Annotated in this window: 12 protein-coding genes; 1 reads left to right on the top strand and 11 read right to left on the bottom strand. The window is 35.5% G+C overall.

From position 1 onward, the window contains the following. From GJV85_RS11895 to rplM, 3 genes are all read right to left on the bottom strand, one after another. Complete coding sequence (locus tag GJV85_RS11895) at window positions 1-1,338, bottom strand: OprD family outer membrane porin (RefSeq protein WP_207561599.1); 1,338 nt, start codon at window positions 1,336-1,338, stop codon at window positions 1-3. 145 nt (window positions 1,339-1,483) lie between these two features. Continuing rightward, window positions 1,484-1,876: a 30S ribosomal protein S9 gene (gene rpsI, locus GJV85_RS11900; protein WP_207561600.1), complete on the bottom strand. Its 393-nt coding sequence runs from the start codon at window positions 1,874-1,876 to the stop codon at window positions 1,484-1,486. An 11-nt stretch (window positions 1,877-1,887) separates the two neighbouring features. Further along, window positions 1,888-2,310, bottom strand: a complete 423-nt coding sequence (gene rplM, locus GJV85_RS11905; RefSeq protein WP_207561601.1) for a 50S ribosomal protein L13 — start codon at window positions 2,308-2,310, stop codon at window positions 1,888-1,890. A 234-nt stretch (window positions 2,311-2,544) separates the two neighbouring features. Here rplM and GJV85_RS11910 point away from each other — a divergent pair, with 234 nt between their 5' ends. Beyond that, window positions 2,545-5,025, top strand: coding sequence for an EAL domain-containing protein (locus tag GJV85_RS11910; protein WP_207561602.1), 2,481 nt, complete (start codon window positions 2,545-2,547; stop codon window positions 5,023-5,025). Window position 5,026: 1 nt separating this feature from the next. Here GJV85_RS11910 and GJV85_RS11915 read toward each other — a convergent pair whose 3' ends face one another. From GJV85_RS11915 to GJV85_RS11950, 8 genes are all read right to left on the bottom strand, one after another. Continuing rightward, window positions 5,027-6,862, bottom strand: a complete 1,836-nt coding sequence (locus GJV85_RS11915) for an ABC-F family ATP-binding cassette domain-containing protein (protein ID WP_207561603.1) — start codon at window positions 6,860-6,862, stop codon at window positions 5,027-5,029. 59 nt (window positions 6,863-6,921) lie between these two features. Next, window positions 6,922-8,193: a GGDEF domain-containing protein gene (locus GJV85_RS11920; RefSeq protein ID WP_207561604.1), complete on the bottom strand. Its 1,272-nt coding sequence runs from the start codon at window positions 8,191-8,193 to the stop codon at window positions 6,922-6,924. Window positions 8,194-8,253: 60 nt separating this feature from the next. After that, window positions 8,254-10,977 carry a RecB-like helicase gene (locus GJV85_RS11925; protein ID WP_242689787.1) on the bottom strand — a complete coding sequence of 908 codons (2,724 nt, stop codon included), beginning with the start codon at window positions 10,975-10,977 and terminating at the stop codon, window positions 8,254-8,256. 96 nt (window positions 10,978-11,073) lie between these two features. Then, window positions 11,074-11,316, bottom strand: a complete 243-nt coding sequence (locus tag GJV85_RS11930; RefSeq protein WP_207561605.1) for a cytochrome C oxidase subunit IV family protein — start codon at window positions 11,314-11,316, stop codon at window positions 11,074-11,076. Between the two features lies 1 nt (window position 11,317). Then, window positions 11,318-11,896, bottom strand: a complete 579-nt coding sequence (locus tag GJV85_RS11935; protein WP_207561606.1) for a cytochrome c oxidase subunit 3 family protein — start codon at window positions 11,894-11,896, stop codon at window positions 11,318-11,320. After that, window positions 11,893-12,672: a CbbQ/NirQ/NorQ/GpvN family protein gene (locus tag GJV85_RS11940; RefSeq protein ID WP_207561607.1), complete on the bottom strand. Its 780-nt coding sequence runs from the start codon at window positions 12,670-12,672 to the stop codon at window positions 11,893-11,895. Before GJV85_RS11940 ends, GJV85_RS11935 begins: the two co-directional genes overlap by 4 nt. 11 nt (window positions 12,673-12,683) lie before the next feature. Then, complete coding sequence (locus GJV85_RS11945) at window positions 12,684-14,495, bottom strand: nitric oxide reductase activation protein NorD (RefSeq protein ID WP_207561608.1); 1,812 nt, start codon at window positions 14,493-14,495, stop codon at window positions 12,684-12,686. 4 nt (window positions 14,496-14,499) lie between these two features. Further along, window positions 14,500-15,870 carry a cbb3-type cytochrome c oxidase subunit I gene (locus GJV85_RS11950; protein ID WP_207561609.1) on the bottom strand — a complete coding sequence of 457 codons (1,371 nt, stop codon included), beginning with the start codon at window positions 15,868-15,870 and terminating at the stop codon, window positions 14,500-14,502. Between the last annotated feature and the right edge of the window lie 4 nt (window positions 15,871-15,874).

Below are 15,874 nucleotides of genomic sequence, written 5' to 3' on the forward strand. Positions count from 1 at the left end.
TTAAAATTGATAGTTTGCTATAGCTCTATACTGAGTTAATTTATCAGTCTGAGAAATAGAACCTAATTCACTTGCTAAAGTGTCATTATAAGTCAAAATAGCTTTAAGTGCAATAGAGAAGTTTTGAGAGTGTTTGTATGCTATAACTGCATTATAATCATTTTGATCTTTAAAAAATCTACTATTTGAGCTATTTAGGTATGCAAGAGTAGTGCTTAAGCCCTTAAAACCAAAAGAGTCATATTTTTGATTATAAAATATTTTCACACCCTGAGTTCCACCAATATATACACTATCAGCCTTAAGAGCATTTCCGTAAATAGATTGAAAAAGATTGTTTGAAGTAATCATATTTGTAAATAGAGGTGTACCATCCCATGGAAGCACTAAAGAGTCATGTGCATTGTCATTACTAATAACTTTTGAGTAATCAATTCCAATTTTAGCACTTTTAATGGCAAGTTCCGCCTTAAAAGCCACTGCATTTACTACAATTATTTTACCGCCAGTAAGTGAGCCTGTATTTTTTAAATTCTTATCTGCATTACCTATACTGTCTTGACGTATATACTGTGCACCTAGAGTTAGTTTATTATCAGCAATTTTCATATCTAAAGTAGAGTCAAGATAGATAGAGTTCATAAAATGATTTGCATAGTCATCATAAACTCTAAAGTTAAAATCATCACGATTATATATCACACCAACCTGTGCAAGATAATCATTTTTCGACTCTGTTATCGCATCTCTATTTGCACCTAAGGCATGTTCAATTATGCCCATAAACCTATTTGAAGTTCTCTGCTTAAACTTGTTAATAGCCACAACTTCTATTTTTAGATTTTTATTTTTTGTATACGATGCAAAAATTCCTGAAACTGCAGAGGGAAGCATTCTTACATCTTTAGCATTCATAAGTGGAGATTTAATAACTTTTCTCCCTGCATCAATGTTTATATTGGCATTTTTATAAGAGATATAAAGTTCACCAAGGGTTGAGAATCCCTCTGTTGCATCTCCACCCAATGCCCCATTATCTTTAGCGATGATAGATGTGTCTACATTTGGTGAGAGTAAAAATGGGTTGGTAGTCATAAATGTAGTGCTGGCGCTAAAACCGTTAAGAGTTGCAGTTTGCATATTAAACTGGCCACCTACAGAGTTTGCATATGCTGATGTACTTGGCAGATTTGTTTTTTCTTTATCTGTTTGAATATAGTAATATTTTATCTTTGCATTAACATTTGCCTTGTCGAAAAGCTCTGATATGTTTTGCGCTTGTGTCGCTGCAAGTAGTGTTGATGAGAATAATAGGAGTGCATATATTATATATTTCAAGGTATTCCTTTTTTTGAGAAGGAAATTTTACAACTAATATAATAAAATCTAAATAAATCTATAAAATAAATTGATAGTGTATCTTGAGTGTAGGGAGAAGTTTACCCAGAGAAAACTCTGGATAAAAAGTTTGAAAGTAGAAATATTAACGTTTAGAGAACTGACGAGAACGACGAGCTTTTCTCTTACCTGGTTTCTTACGTTCAACAACACGTGAATCACGAGTCATCATACCCTCTGGTTTAAGGATAGCTTTTATTTCTGGGTTGAATGCTACAAGTGCACGAGATATACCGTGACGAAGTGCATCAGCTTGACCACCAAAACCACCACCTAAAGTAGTAGCAACGATATCAACTGAACCATCTTGCTTAGAAAGAACTAATGGTTGTTTAACACGAAGCTTTTTAGCTTCAAGTCCACCTAACCATGCATCTAGTGAAAGACCATTAATAGTCATGTTACCAGTTCCTGGAGTTAACCATACTTTTGCGATTGACGCTTTACGGCGTCCTGTTGCATATATTGTTTTTGCCATCTAGTAAATCCTTACTTAGCTATTTGTGCAGTGTGAGGGTGTTCAGCACCTGCATATATTTTTAATTTCTTAAGCATTTTAGCACCTAACTTAGTCTTAGGAAGCATACCACGAGCTGATAACTTATAAAGTTTCTCAGGGTTTTTCTCTAAAAGTTCAGTCATTTTAACACTCTTAGTAGAACCAAAGTAACCAGAATGAGAGAAATACTCTTTGTTAGCTATTTTACCAAGACCATTAAATTTAGCCTTAGAAGCATTAATGATAACAACATAGTCACCACAATCAATATTTGGAGTCCAGCAAACTTTGTTCTTACCACGAAGAAGTGTTGCTACTTCTGTCATCATACGACCAAATGTTTTACCTTCAGCATCAATCAAAATCCATTTTTGATCAATTTGTTCAGCAGATGCAATTTTAGTAAATTTCATTTTGAACCTTTATTTGAGTAATTTGTTTAATAAACGCGAACGCTTATTTAAGTGGCGAAAGTATAGCTATATAAACTTATAAGAAGCTGAATTTAAGGATATTGTAAGTTTTTAGGATTCTATAGTAGTGGATCAATATTTATAAATTATTTTAGAAATATAATTATATCTAGATTTTTAAATATAGCCCTACTCATTACTATCTAATCAGATGAAATATGATAGTATATTCACATGAAAAAAGAATTCAATCATAATAAATTCAAATATGAAGTAGTCTCCCCAGCATCTCCTAGTAGTCTAGAACTTATGTACTATAAAGACTATCATAATGCAGATGGTATTTACTTAGGCTGTAATGAAGCTTTTGCAAAGTTTTTAAACCTGCCTATGGAGGAAATTATTGGCCATACTGATATTGAGATACTTGGCGAGAGTACTGGAGCTATAGTTCAAGCACTTGATAGAGAACTTATAGCCCAAAAGATAGCAAAAAAGAGTCAAGGGTGGATTAGACTTCAAGATGGTTCAAGTGTGCTACTCAGTACCTCAAAATCTCTTATTTATAATGCAGCACAAGAAGTCATTGGCCTTATGGGGATTAGCATTAATATTACAGACTCTTATGAAAATGAAAAAAAACTCAAAGTACGAGAAGAAGAGCTTATCAACTCTAATAATCTTTTACATACAATCATCAACACAGTTCCGGTGCGCATTTTTTGGAAAGATTTAGATTTAAACTTCCTAGGTTGTAATGAACTCTTTGCAAATGATGCACGGAAGAAAGATGAGAGTGAGATAATTGGCAAAAGCGATTATGACTTAAGCTGGAAAAATGAAGCTGAAATATATAGAGCAGATGATAGAAGTGTTTTAGATTCACAAATCCCAAAACTATTTTTTGAAGAACCCCAAACAAATTCTGATGGGGAAGAGATGTGGCTAAGAACTTCTAAAATCCCTCTCTATGATAGTGAGAATAAACTCTTTGGGCTCTTAGGTATGTATGAGAATATTACACATGCTAAAATTTCTGCTAACAAACTCAAAGAGAGCCAGCAACACCTCCAAGCTATCATAGAAAATGAGCCAGAGTGTGTAAAGCTTGTAGATCCAAATGGTAGGTTGATTACAATGAACCCTGCGGGACTAGCTATGCTTGAAGCTGAGTCTCTTGAAGTGGCACAGCAGCAAACTCTAGTAAACTATATGTGTAAAGAGTGGAGAACTCCTTTTTTAGAGCTCCATCAAAAAGTCATGCAAGGTCTAAATGCTAGCTTAGTGTTTAAAATCAAAGGATTAAAAGGAACCTCGCGTTGGCTAGAGACAAATGCAGTTCCTATGAGAGATGCAGATGGAGATATAACTGCTCTACTTGGTATAACGCGAGATATTACTCAGAGAAAAAAAGATGAAGAGAACATAATATATCTTGCAAATTACGACTCCTTGACTCAACTTCCAAATCGTGCAAACCTAGACACTACTCTACACAATACCCTAGCAAGAGCTAAACGCAACACAGAAAACTTCGCTTTGATGTTTTTAGATATTGACAACTTTAAAGAGATAAATGACAACTTAGGACATGATACAGGGGATAAACTTCTTGTTGAAGTTTCAAGATGTTTAACTTCTATACTAAGAGAAGAAGATACTGTAGCTAGACTTGGAGGGGATGAATTTATCATTTTATCCCCAAATACAAATGCGAATGGAGCACATGAAGTAGCAAAAAAAATACTCAAAGAGATTCAAAACCCACGCTACATTGATGACAATACACTTAGTGTGACTGCATCCATAGGCATTGGAATCTATCCAGATGATGGAGAAGATAAGGAGACTCTTTTTAAAAATGCCGATACTGCTATGTACAGGAGTAAACGAGAGGGGCGAAATAACTACTCATTTTTTACAAAAGAGATGCAAATTAGCTCTAAACGCAATCTTGAGCTTAGTCATGCTCTAAGAACTGCTCTTAACAACAACGAACTTCACCTAGTTTATCAGCCTCAAATCTCTCTGCATAATCAAGAAGTTATAGGTGCTGAGACTTTACTAAGATGGACACACCCGGAGTTTGGCAATATCTCGCCTGCTGAGTTTATTCCAATAGCTGAAAATAATGGACTTATTATAGAGATTGGTGAATGGGTACTTCGCAGCGCTACAAAACAGTTGCAAATATGGATAGATGAGGGAATAAAGCCCTTTGTAGTATCTGTAAATCTCTCAGCCATTCAGTTTCGTCATGCGAACCTTCCAGAGTCTATATCTGAGATACTCAAAGAGAACTCTCTTGAGGCAAAATACTTAGAGTTAGAACTCACAGAGAGTGTTACGGCAAAAGATCCGCATCAGGCTATAGAGATCATAAATGCCATCAATGAGATAGGCGTAAAAATATCTATAGATGATTTTGGAACAGGCTATTCAAACCTTAGTCATCTTAAAAAATTCAAAATCTATAAACTAAAAATTGACCAATCTTTTGTTCAAGACATAAAGGATGACCAAGAAGACAGAGCCATAGTCTCAGCCATCATAAATATGTCAGATGCACTAGGACTTAAAACTATAGCTGAAGGTGTAGAAACAATAGAGCAACTTCAGTATCTTCGCTCTCAAGGATGTCAAGAGGTGCAAGGCTACTACTTTAGTAAACCTTTAGTTGCAGAAGATTTTATCTCATTTATAAAAAAGAGTTAAATTAAAGTAGTTCCATCTTCTTTTCATACTCTTCGTTTATCTCGTCAAGCTCGCTTTGAGCTATTTCGAGTTCTTCAAAGAGCTCTTCTACTTCAGATTCCTCTTTACTTACTAGTTTAGAGAGTTCTATTAAAGAGGCACTATCGCCACTGTTTGAGACCTCAACCAACTCTTTGTGATGGAGTTCAAGCTGTTCTTCTATCTCCATAATATTTGTTTCTATCTTTTGCACTTTTTTCTTTAGAGGCGAGGTTATTTTGTTTCGCTCTCGCGTTAAATCTGCTTTTAGTTTTTTATTCTCTTTGGTATTTGATTTAGGAGCAGGTTTGTTTTTTTCAAGTTTTTCATCTTCACCTTCATCCCAACCAATTTTTTCAAGAAACTCATCATAACCGCCATCAAAATACTCAGCGCCCTCTTTGGCAAAGATAACAAGTCTGTCACAAACTCTACGGAGTAACTCTTCAGAGTGGGTTACGATGATAACTGCCCCCTCAAAGTTTCTTATGGCATTTGTAAGTGCTTCTATGGAGTCCATATCAAGGTGATTTGTAGGCTCATCCAAAAAGAGTAAGTTTACTTCTCGTGCTAAAATTTGTCCTAACATAACGCGAGACTTCTCTCCACCCGATAAAAGTGAAACCTTTTTATCCGCGCTATCGCCACTAAACATCATAGCCCCAGCTATACTTCTTATACTCTGCGTTGGGAGTTTTGTATTTGCGGAGTGTATCTCATCTATTACCGTCGCGTTTGCATGAAGTCTATCTATGTTTGTTTGACCAAAGTGGGCAAACTCTACTGATGGATGAGAGCTTATGGTTCCACTAAGTTGTTTTAACTCTCCGGCTAAAGTATTTAGGAGAGTTGATTTTCCTTTTCCATTTTTTCCGATGATGCCTAAACACTCCCCACGTTTAATAGAAAAAGAGATATTTTTAAAGAGTATGTTTTCTGGTGTATATCCAAAGCTAAGATTTTCAACCTCTAACATTAACTTTGCAGGCGTCTCTTTAAAGTTAAAGTCAAATGCCAAAGTGTTGTCAAACGCCAAGTCATCAAGAAGTTCCATCTTTTCTAATTGTTTAACCTTAGACTGTGCAAGAGACGCAGTAGACGCGCGAGCCTTATTTTTAGCTATGAACTCTTCTAACTCTTTTACTTTTTTATCTTGTGCAATTTTCTGTTTTGCATAGAGTTCATCATTGGCATTTAACTGCTCATAAAATTTATGTGTATCACCTTGGATTATCTCTATCTTTTTTCTCACGATTCCCATGGTATGGGTACAAACACTGTCCATAAAGTCACGGTTGTGTGTTATAAGAATAACCTCACCCTCAAAAGCTCTTAAAAATGACTTCAGCCAACGCAGAGAGACGATGTCAAGGTAGTTGGTAGGCTCATCGAGTAGAAGTAAGTTAGGTTCGGTCACAAGGAGTTTTGCAAGGTTGATGCGGATTTGATATCCACCTGAAAATGAGAGTGGATCTTTTTCTAAGTCCTCTTGAGTAAACCCAAGTCCAAAGAGTATCTTCTCCACTCTATAAACGTCATACTTCATCTCGTCTTCTAATGCTAAAGCCGCCTCTTCTCTAAGTGTGCTCTCACTAAACGTAAGGTGCTGTTTTAGCGTGCCTATCTTGTAGTTTTTTGGGATGATTATCTCACCGTCATCGGCAGACTCTTCACCAAGTATGAGTTTGAAAAGTGTTGACTTTCCACTTCCATTTCTTCCAACTAGTCCAGTGCGATTTCCTGCATTTAGTTTTAAGTTGAGATTGTTAAAAAGTTCTTGGGAGGCGAAATTTTTAGAGATGTTTTGTAGTTGTATCATAGGACTCTTTTTATTTATATCTGCCGTATTATATCAAGACAAAATAGTCAGTTTGCTTATTACTTTTTGTGTATTAACGAGACATTGGTTACTCTATTTCTTCCATTGAGTTTAGATTTATATAAGGCTCTATCTACAAGTTTTAAAACATGGTCTACATTTTCGCCTTCAATTATGGAAGAGTGATAGAGTCCACAACTTATTGTCTTTGAAAAACTAATATCATCAACGCTAAAGACATGTTGCTCAATGAGTTTTCTTATTTTCTCGGCAATATTGCTTACATCCGTATAATCGATACGATTGAGCAGTATCACAAACTCCTCTCCACCAGCTCTATAGACCTTATCATTTTCACGTACTGCTTCTTTTAATATCTTTGATATCTCTTTTATGACCCTATCACCAATATCATGTCCATAAGTATCATTCACATCTTTAAACCAGTCTATGTCAAACATTAAAACGGCATAAGGAGCCTTATGATCTCTCTCATGACTTATCGCTCTTTCAACATCTTTTTCAAGTGTAAGGCGATTTCTCAGTCCTGTCAGAGGGTCATGCAGTGCCAAATCTTTGAGTTTGACATTTGCATCTTCAAGTTTCATCGTTCTTATAAGCACTTCATTTTCTAAATTATTTAAGATACTTTCATTTTTACGATAGAGGTCGACTATCTCTCGTGTGAGTGGTTGAAATATAAAAATAACCTCTAGGAGTAGAACAATTATTATGAGTACCCAAGTAACAACTTCAAGCCATCTTAGATCTTTTAACTTCTCTTCGCCCTCTTCTTGGTACTCCATTACAACTCTATCTATATCTAAAAGTAAAAGTTCAGATAATCTATCCACTTTTTCTATAAGTATATCTACATCACTATGCTTACTCATTTTAAAAATTTCATATGCACTCTCGAGATACTCATCAACTCTTTTTTTTAGATTTACATCCCCAAAGTAGGTCTCATCAAGCACCCTTGAAAGTTTCACTTTACTGCCATTTGGCAAAAAACCAGTTGAGAGGATTCTATTAGCTTCTGACATCTCTTTTATATCTGCCATAAGTGTTTGGACTAAGATATTGTTATGAACAATACCCTCATTAATCTTGGAGTCCTCTATATCTTTATGTAATCTATGGAGAGCCAGAGCTATATGCTGAGAGAGCATTCGCTGTTTTCCTGAAATATTTACAATGTAGGCAGTATTTTTAGACTCTTCTAATGCTTTAAATAGGACGTAAAATGAAGCACTTGATAAAAGTGCGATTAATAAAAGCGCCACTACATACTTAAGAGTAATACTTCTTTGTAGCGATAAAATATTCATCTATCTTCCTATTTTTTAAAGAATAATTCTAAATTATATCTACATAATTAATAAAGTATACTAAATTTTAACAAGTTTAACACTATCGGCTAATATATAACAGATATATCCATTTACTAACTCTGCAGTTATATCTTCTATAGCCCGTTTATAGTAACGGACTTGTTTCACATGGTGTTCAGAAAAACTTAGTGAACTTTTATAATCAAGTATATTCCAAGAGCCCTCTTTATGTTTTACTAAAAGATCTACATAACGCAGGTTATTTTTATAACGCAGAGCTTTTTCTCTGTAACAATCGCCATCTATAAGCTTAAGCACCTCTTCATTTTCTACAAACATCTCAACTCGACGGACTATATCTTCTATCTCATCAACTTGGAGTTCAAAACCAAACTTATTTATCATCATATCTTTGGCGTTTGGTATGGACTCTTTATTAAAGGAGCTCATCATCTCCAGCATATAGTGAAGAGCTAAACCAAAATTAATGGCGTTTATATTTTCCGCTTGCTCACTCTCTAACGCCAGTATGTCACTCTGTGTTCCATAGTAAAGCTCTTTGTGTTCCAAAGGTTGAAGATCTTTTTTCTTCTCTTTTTGAACTCTTTCACATTGCAACTCACCACTACTTTTTGCATCTAACTCTAGCAGATCAAAAGAGGACTTTTTAGACTTTTTAATTATGATGAGATTCTCTCTTGCCCTTGTAAACGCCACATAGAGTGCATTGAGACTATCTTCACGCACAAGTTTCTGCTCTTTATGGAGCGCATTTTCATAACTTCTGTCTATCGCTTCTCTATTTTTAGTTCTTAGATATACGTTTTGCAAAGCTATTCCATCATATTCATAAATGATACTTGAGCGAGAAGCTGGTGGGTTTTTAAGCCTATCCATCACGATAACGTGAGCGTATTCCAAACCCTTTGACTTATGAACGGTGAGCACTCGCACGCCATTGAGGTCTGACGCTGCTGCAGAAGTATCGAGTCTTTCATACTCAAAGAGTAGTGCTTCTATGTCTTCATACCCTTTTATGGCATTTAGAAAACGCAGGAGATGAAAGTCATGCTCAAAGAGATTATATTTCTCTATGGCGCGTTTGACAACGTCAAAGAGTTTGACCTTATTAAAGTCCACAGAAGATATGCTCTGTATCTCTTGGGATATAAGCGCGAAGAAGTTATGTTTATAGATATCTTCTTTAAAGTAGAGATACTTCAAGTACTCCAAAAGAGCCTTCACGCTTCTTTGGTTTATGAGTTTTGTCGTTGTCTCTGTTACAACTTCAATCTCATTTTCTTGAAGCGAGAGCTTTATGGCTTCTCCATCCCCATTAGTCGCACATAAAATTGCAATCTCATTTAAATCAGCACCAAGAGCTATGAGTCTTTGCACCTGTGTTAGAGTCTCTTCTAAAAGTTCGTCATTCTCTAAGACCTCTACATATCCGCCTTGAGCCTCTTTGCGAACAAGTTGGTCGCTATAACCTTCTATCTTATCTCTAAAAGTAGCGTTTACAAACTCTATGACCTCTTTTTGTGAGCGGTAGTTTGTTAGAAGTTTTTCAACCTCAGTATCATTCTCTTCTACCACCTCGCCAAAAAGAGCCGAAACGCCACCACGAAACCTATAAATAGACTGCTTCACATCCCCAACAAAAAAGAAACTTCCATTTTCAAAGATTCCATTTCCAGAAGTTATCTCTTCAATGAGAGGTTTTAAAATCTTATACTGAAGTACACTCGTATCTTGGAACTCATCAAGTAGTATATGTTCTATCTTAGCATCAAGACGAAAGTATAAAAACTGACTATCGTCATTTTTATGCAGTATCTCATAAACAAGAGAGGTTACGTCTGAAAAACTCAGTTCGCTATCATCCATATAAAGAGCTTTTTTTGACTTTTGATAGATCTCAACAAGTTCATTAAGTGCATAAAAAAAGTTCTGCTCTTTAGCTCTATGATGATTTGCCACGGTAGTTTGTATGGTATGAAGGTAATGATTCATCTCAAGAGTAAAACACTTCTTAAACGCCCAGTACTCCAGAGACTCTTTTTGCACCCATGTTTTATCTTTTAGCTCTGCAAAACTCTCCACTTTAACGGCGCCTTGAAGTTGTCCACTTGCCTTGTCACAGTTGGCCACTATCCCTTGAAGTCCCGATAAAGCGCTCATGGCTTCGTCTTCAAAGGCTCTCAAGTCGATTTTTGTAAAACTTATGTTTGAGAGTTCCTCTTTTTTTATGTAAAACTCATCTAAAAGAGTAAAGATGTCACTGATTCTTTTTTTAGACTCCAAAGAGAGGTTTATGAGAATCTCGCGTTTATTGGCAGCACTTACTTCACTTAAAAAACGCGACATAAGTTTGAGCTCATGTTGAGAACTAAAAGTGGAAAAGTCTGGCATCAAAGAGGCATAGAGAGAAAACTTTCTAAGAACTTGCGTAAAAAAACTATCTATTGTCATTATTTTCGTGTGTGAGTTTAAAAACTCTTGGAGTATTTTTTTTCGGTTAGCTAGAAGATGTTCACGAGACAAACCGGTTACCTGCATAATGACATCAAGTTCACCACGAGACTCAAGCTCTTCGAGTGTTTCAACTATTCTCTCGCTCATCTCTGAAGCTGCTTTGTTTGTAAAGGTAAGTGCTAGTATCTTTGAAGGCTCCGCTTGCATAAAAAGCAGGGAGAGATAACGCACAACAAGCATAAAAGTTTTGCCACTTCCAGCACTCGCTTCGTAAGCTAGGTTATTTTTAAACATTTCATTATTCAATAGTAAACTTTCCTATTATTCCCTTTATAGAGAACATCATATTTAGAAGATTATATCAAAATTAGAGCAAAGAGAATATTTGAAATTTTTAGGCTCTTAAAAATAGTAAGCGGCACCAACAAGCAGAAGGATAGTTCCCAGCCATAAGATAGGGATTATCCTATAACTTAGCACTACATCTTTTAGTTGCATAAAATGTTCTATGACTAGTAAGCCTTTTATAAATGTGCCCAGGAGTAAGAGAGTGATGATTGCATCACTTACAAGTTTAAAGTATCCTACTAAAAAAGTAAAGCTTGTAAGTGAAACTAAAATAATCCATATTTTATCTATATTCATATCATCTCATTATATATATAAGTGGAAATAGAACTATCCAAAGTAGGTCAACTAAGTGCCAGTAGATTGCACCTGTTTGTAAACCTCTATAGTCTTCTAGTGTGTATCCACCATTCTTAGCTTTTTTTTGCATGTTAAAAAGAACTATAAGACCTAAAAGTACATGCATAAAATGAAAGACTGTGAGCATAATGTAAAACATAAAAAAGGTATTTGTACTGAGGTCTATACCTTGTTCAGACTTTTGCATAAATTCAACAATTTTGTTTATGATAAAAAAAGAGCCAAGTCCCATTGCCCCAAGTAGCCATCTTGAAGTAATATAATTTGCCTTGTCTCTATCTTTTAGTTGTATAGATTCTACAGCTTTTACAACAAAATAACTACTAGTGATTAATATAATTGTATTTACAAAGCCAAACCTCTGATCAAGCAAAAGTTGAGACTCATTAAAGAGTTCAACCTCAAGTCTACGAGAAAAGGCATAGCCTAAAAAGAGTGCACCAAAAGTCACAAGCTCTACATAAACAATTATCCATACTCCAAAATCACCTGGAGGTAGTACTTGTTTTACTCTCACGAACTAAAGTGTAAACCAATAAGTTTTCGCAGTACTTCTAAAACCTCATCTTCATCACTTAAAGACTCAACGATAGAGTGCATACAAGCTTGGTAAGGGTCAAAACCATTTACTATTAGTTTCGCACTATATACAAGTAATCTTGTTGAGACTGCCTCTTCTATATCGCTATCTGTGAGTTGTCGAATCTCTCCTGCTATGTTTACAAGCTTTTGTGCGACTTCAGCGTTTACTCCACTCTCTTTAATGATTATCTCTTTTTCTATTTCAGGTTTAGGGTAATCAAAACTAAGAGATATAAAACGCTGTTTTGTACTTGGCTTCATTCCCTTGAGTACATTTTGATATCCAGGATTATAAGAGACTACCAACATAAAATCAGGATGTGCTTCAATAAGTTCGCCTGTTCTATCTATGGGTAAAACACGACGATAATCAGCAAGTGAGTGAAGAACTACAGTTGTATCTTTTCTGGCTTCTATAATCTCATCTAGATAACAGATTCCACCCTCACGCACTGCTTTTGTAAGAGGACCATCTTGCCAAAAAGTTCCATGCTCATTTATAAGGTGACGCCCTATTAAATCTGCTGCACTCAGATCATCATGGCAAACTACAGTATAAACCTTTCTATCTAGTTTTTCGCCCATCGACTCTATAAAGCGAGTCTTTCCACATCCTGTTGGTCCCTTGATAAGTACAGGAAGATTCATAGAAGCCGCTGCTTGGAAAAGTTCAACTTCGTTTGATTGTGATAAGTAGTAAGTATTTGACATAATTGTTCTCCTTATTTTGTTAAGTTCATATATATTTCTGGCACTATAGTCGGTAGCTTTTTAGGCTCTCGTATAACTGCATAACCATTTCTTCCAAAGAGATATGGTAAGTACTCTTTGGCCTCTAAATCAATCGTGATACAAAAAGGAGTGAGTCCCATTTTCTTAGCCTCTATAATCGCTTTTTTAGTATCTTCTATACCGTAGCGACCATCATATCTATCTACGTCGTTTGGCTTTCCATCGCTGATAATCAACAGTAGTTTATTTTGTGTTTTTTGTTTTGCTAGTATCTTTGTAGACTCTCTAATTCCTGCACCCATTCTAGTGTAGTATCCAGGCTTAATGGCATCGATTCTTCCACGGGTAAAGTCACTATATTTTTCATTAAAATTTTTTACAATTTCATATCTTACATTTGTATTTTTCAGCGATGAAAAAGTATAGATGGCGAACTTGTCTTGTAGTTTCTCTAAAGCTTCTGAGAAAACTATAAGAGCATCTTTTATCATATCTATCACTCGTATCTCTTGCGTTATACCCGCTTCGGTTGAGAGTGAGACATCTGCTAATATAAGAGTAGATATATCACGGCTTTTTCTCTCATAACTTTCATAAAAATTCTGATGATGCCCTGATTTATTTAGATGTCCCTTGTAATCTATCCATGTATCTAGATTTATCTCATCTCCATAGGGAAGACGACTGTTTTTAACACGCTCAAGTTCCATGAGGTCTAGTTCTCTCTCTATTTTTTTGACCATTTTCTTTAAACGCAGAGGAAGCTTTAACTCCTCTATATTTGTAATGATATGTGTATTTATACAGACATAATTTTTAAGATAGGAGTCTGTTTTATAGTTATACTCATCTATAAAGTGACCATCACCTACTGGATACTCCTCTTGAGAGTGTACTGCTAAGTCTAAGTCCATTTTGAGTCTAGCCGAGAGATTTGCTTTTTTATTTCCTAAAGTAATCTCATCTAAATCTTCTGCATTATAAAGAGCGTCTTCATCAAAACTATCATCTTCACTTCTATCTACATTGACCTTATCCATTATACTCATCATAGACTCTGGAAGAAACGCCACTAAACCATCTGTCTCTTTGTCATCATCCATCTTCTGAGATTGCTTTTTCATCTTTAGAGTTTCAGTTAGCTCCGGCTTTTCATCTCCACGAACTGGCTCATCCTCATCGTCAAAATCACTATACTTACTTTTTGAATCCTTAGGAGGATATATCCACATCACAAATGGGTAAGCGTTAAGACTATCTATTGATTGTGCATCTACTAAAGCTTCTTCATTAAAAGATTTAATATATGACAATTTTTCATTCTGCTCTAAAAGATAAGCACTAGCAGATTCATAAAAAACTCTAAAACCTGGATATCTATTTATGAGCTCTTGTGCCGCATTATTATTTTTATAAAAAAGAGTTCCTCTGTAATAGTCTGTTTTTGTAGCCATTGCAACCAGCCAAAAGTAGAGCATCTCGTTAAGCTCTTTTGTAGCAAAGTAAGCGAATGATGCAGGCAAGTAAAGTGCCTTTTCATCTTGAGACGCAAGAAAAAAACTATTTCCTGCATTTGATATTTTCTCATACAGTGAGCGAGAAGTATCTATATGGCGTTTATCTGTAACTTGGAGCTCTTTAGCTCTTTGACCACCTAAAAGGTGATAAAAAACTTTTAAAGCTTTAGATTTGTCTTCAAAAAAAACACGCTCACTCTCATGAGACTTACTTGTTTTTTTATCTAAAAATTTGTTCCAAAACTTGCCAATAGTCTCTTCAAACTCAAGTATTGAGAGTAACACAGAACTATTTTCCTTCTTCTTTTACAAAGAAACTATAGAAGTAAGCCAAAAGTCCAGCTAAAGTCATAAGACCAAAAAGAAGACGGACTGTGTAAACTGGGATTATCTCAGCTTGAGTATCCATAAATGAAAGTACGTCTACACCAACACGCTGTAAAAATACCTGCATTGTTCCGGCTATTACGAGTGCTGATGTAATGCCAAGCATACCAATAACCATCATCCAAAAGCTTGCAAGTTCAACTTTTTGTGCCTTTACACCATTTCCATGAACTCTTCCTCTCATAATTGGCATTGCATAAGAGATGATTGTAAATAAAATCATAATATACGCGCCAAAAAACGATAGGTGACCATGAGCTGCTGTTAGCTGCGTTCCATGAGTAAAAAAGTTTACAGGAGCAAGAGTATGTAAAAATCCTAGAACACCAGCACCTAAAAATGCCATTACTGCTGTACCTTTTGCCCATGTAAGTGCTATTTTATTATCATGGTCTATTCTTCTCTGTTTTGCCATAGTAAATGCATACAAAATCATCATAAAGAATGGTAATGGCTCCACAGCAGAAGCAATAGACCCTATCCATAACCAGTAATCCGGTGTACCAATGTAGAAGAAGTGGTGACCTGTTCCTACGATTCCAGATATTAATGTCATAGCAATAATCAGGTATAGCCATTTATCAATATGTTCACGGTCAACACCAGTCACTTTAATAAGTACAAACGCAAGGATAGCCCCTAAAATAAGCTCCCAAACACCTTCCACCCATAAGTGAACTACATACCACCAGAAGAATTTATCTAAAACAAGATTATCAGGTACATAAAACGCGAATAAAAAGAATACCGCTAGACCTAAAAGACCAGTAAGTAAAACAACCGTAATAACTGTTTTTCTACCCTTAAGCACTGTCATGCCAATGTTCAAAATAAAAGAGAGAGCTACTATAACTATACCTATCTTAGTAATAGTTGGTTGTTCTAAAAACTCTCTACCCATAGTTGGCAGTAAGTTGTTATATGTGAGCTCCGCTAAGGTTGCATAAGGAACAAGTAAATATCCTAAAATTGTAGCAACACCCGCTGCAGCAAAAATCCAAAAAGTAACTTTTGCAAGCCAAGGACTCCAAAGTTCCCTCTCAGACTCTTCTGGAACTAAATAATAAGCAGCACCCATAAATCCGAATAAAATAAGTACTATAAGCAAGTTAGTGTGAACCATACGAGCAACATTAAAAGGTATCTCAGGAAATAAAAAGTCACCAGAGATATACTGAGTACCAAGTATTAGACCAAAAAGAACCTCTCCTGCAAGAAGAATCAGTGCAAAAATAAAATAATTCTTTGCAACCATTTGTGAACTGTATTTCATCTAT

The organism is Sulfurimonas aquatica, from assembly GCF_017357825.1.
GTDB lineage: Bacteria > Campylobacterota > Campylobacteria > Campylobacterales > Sulfurimonadaceae > Sulfurimonas > Sulfurimonas aquatica.

Excerpts from the sequence above, each read along its gene's own strand:
- rpsI (WP_207561600.1), bottom strand. The coding sequence starts at position 1,876 with ATGGCAAAAACAATATATGCAACAGGACGCCGTAAAGCGTCAATCGCA.
- rplM (WP_207561601.1), bottom strand. The coding sequence starts at position 2,310 with ATGAAATTTACTAAAATTGCATCTGCTGAACAAATTGATCAAAAATGG.
- GJV85_RS11910 (WP_207561602.1), top strand. The coding sequence starts at position 2,545 with ATGAAAAAAGAATTCAATCATAATAAATTCAAATATGAAGTAGTCTCC.
- GJV85_RS11915 (WP_207561603.1), bottom strand. The coding sequence starts at position 6,862 with ATGATACAACTACAAAACATCTCTAAAAATTTCGCCTCCCAAGAACTT.
- GJV85_RS11920 (WP_207561604.1), bottom strand. The coding sequence starts at position 8,193 with ATGAATATTTTATCGCTACAAAGAAGTATTACTCTTAAGTATGTAGTG.
- GJV85_RS11930 (WP_207561605.1), bottom strand. The coding sequence starts at position 11,316 with ATGAATATAGATAAAATATGGATTATTTTAGTTTCACTTACAAGCTTT.
- GJV85_RS11940 (WP_207561607.1), bottom strand. The coding sequence starts at position 12,672 with ATGTCAAATACTTACTACTTATCACAATCAAACGAAGTTGAACTTTTC.
- GJV85_RS11950 (WP_207561609.1), bottom strand. The coding sequence starts at position 15,870 with ATGAAATACAGTTCACAAATGGTTGCAAAGAATTATTTTATTTTTGCA.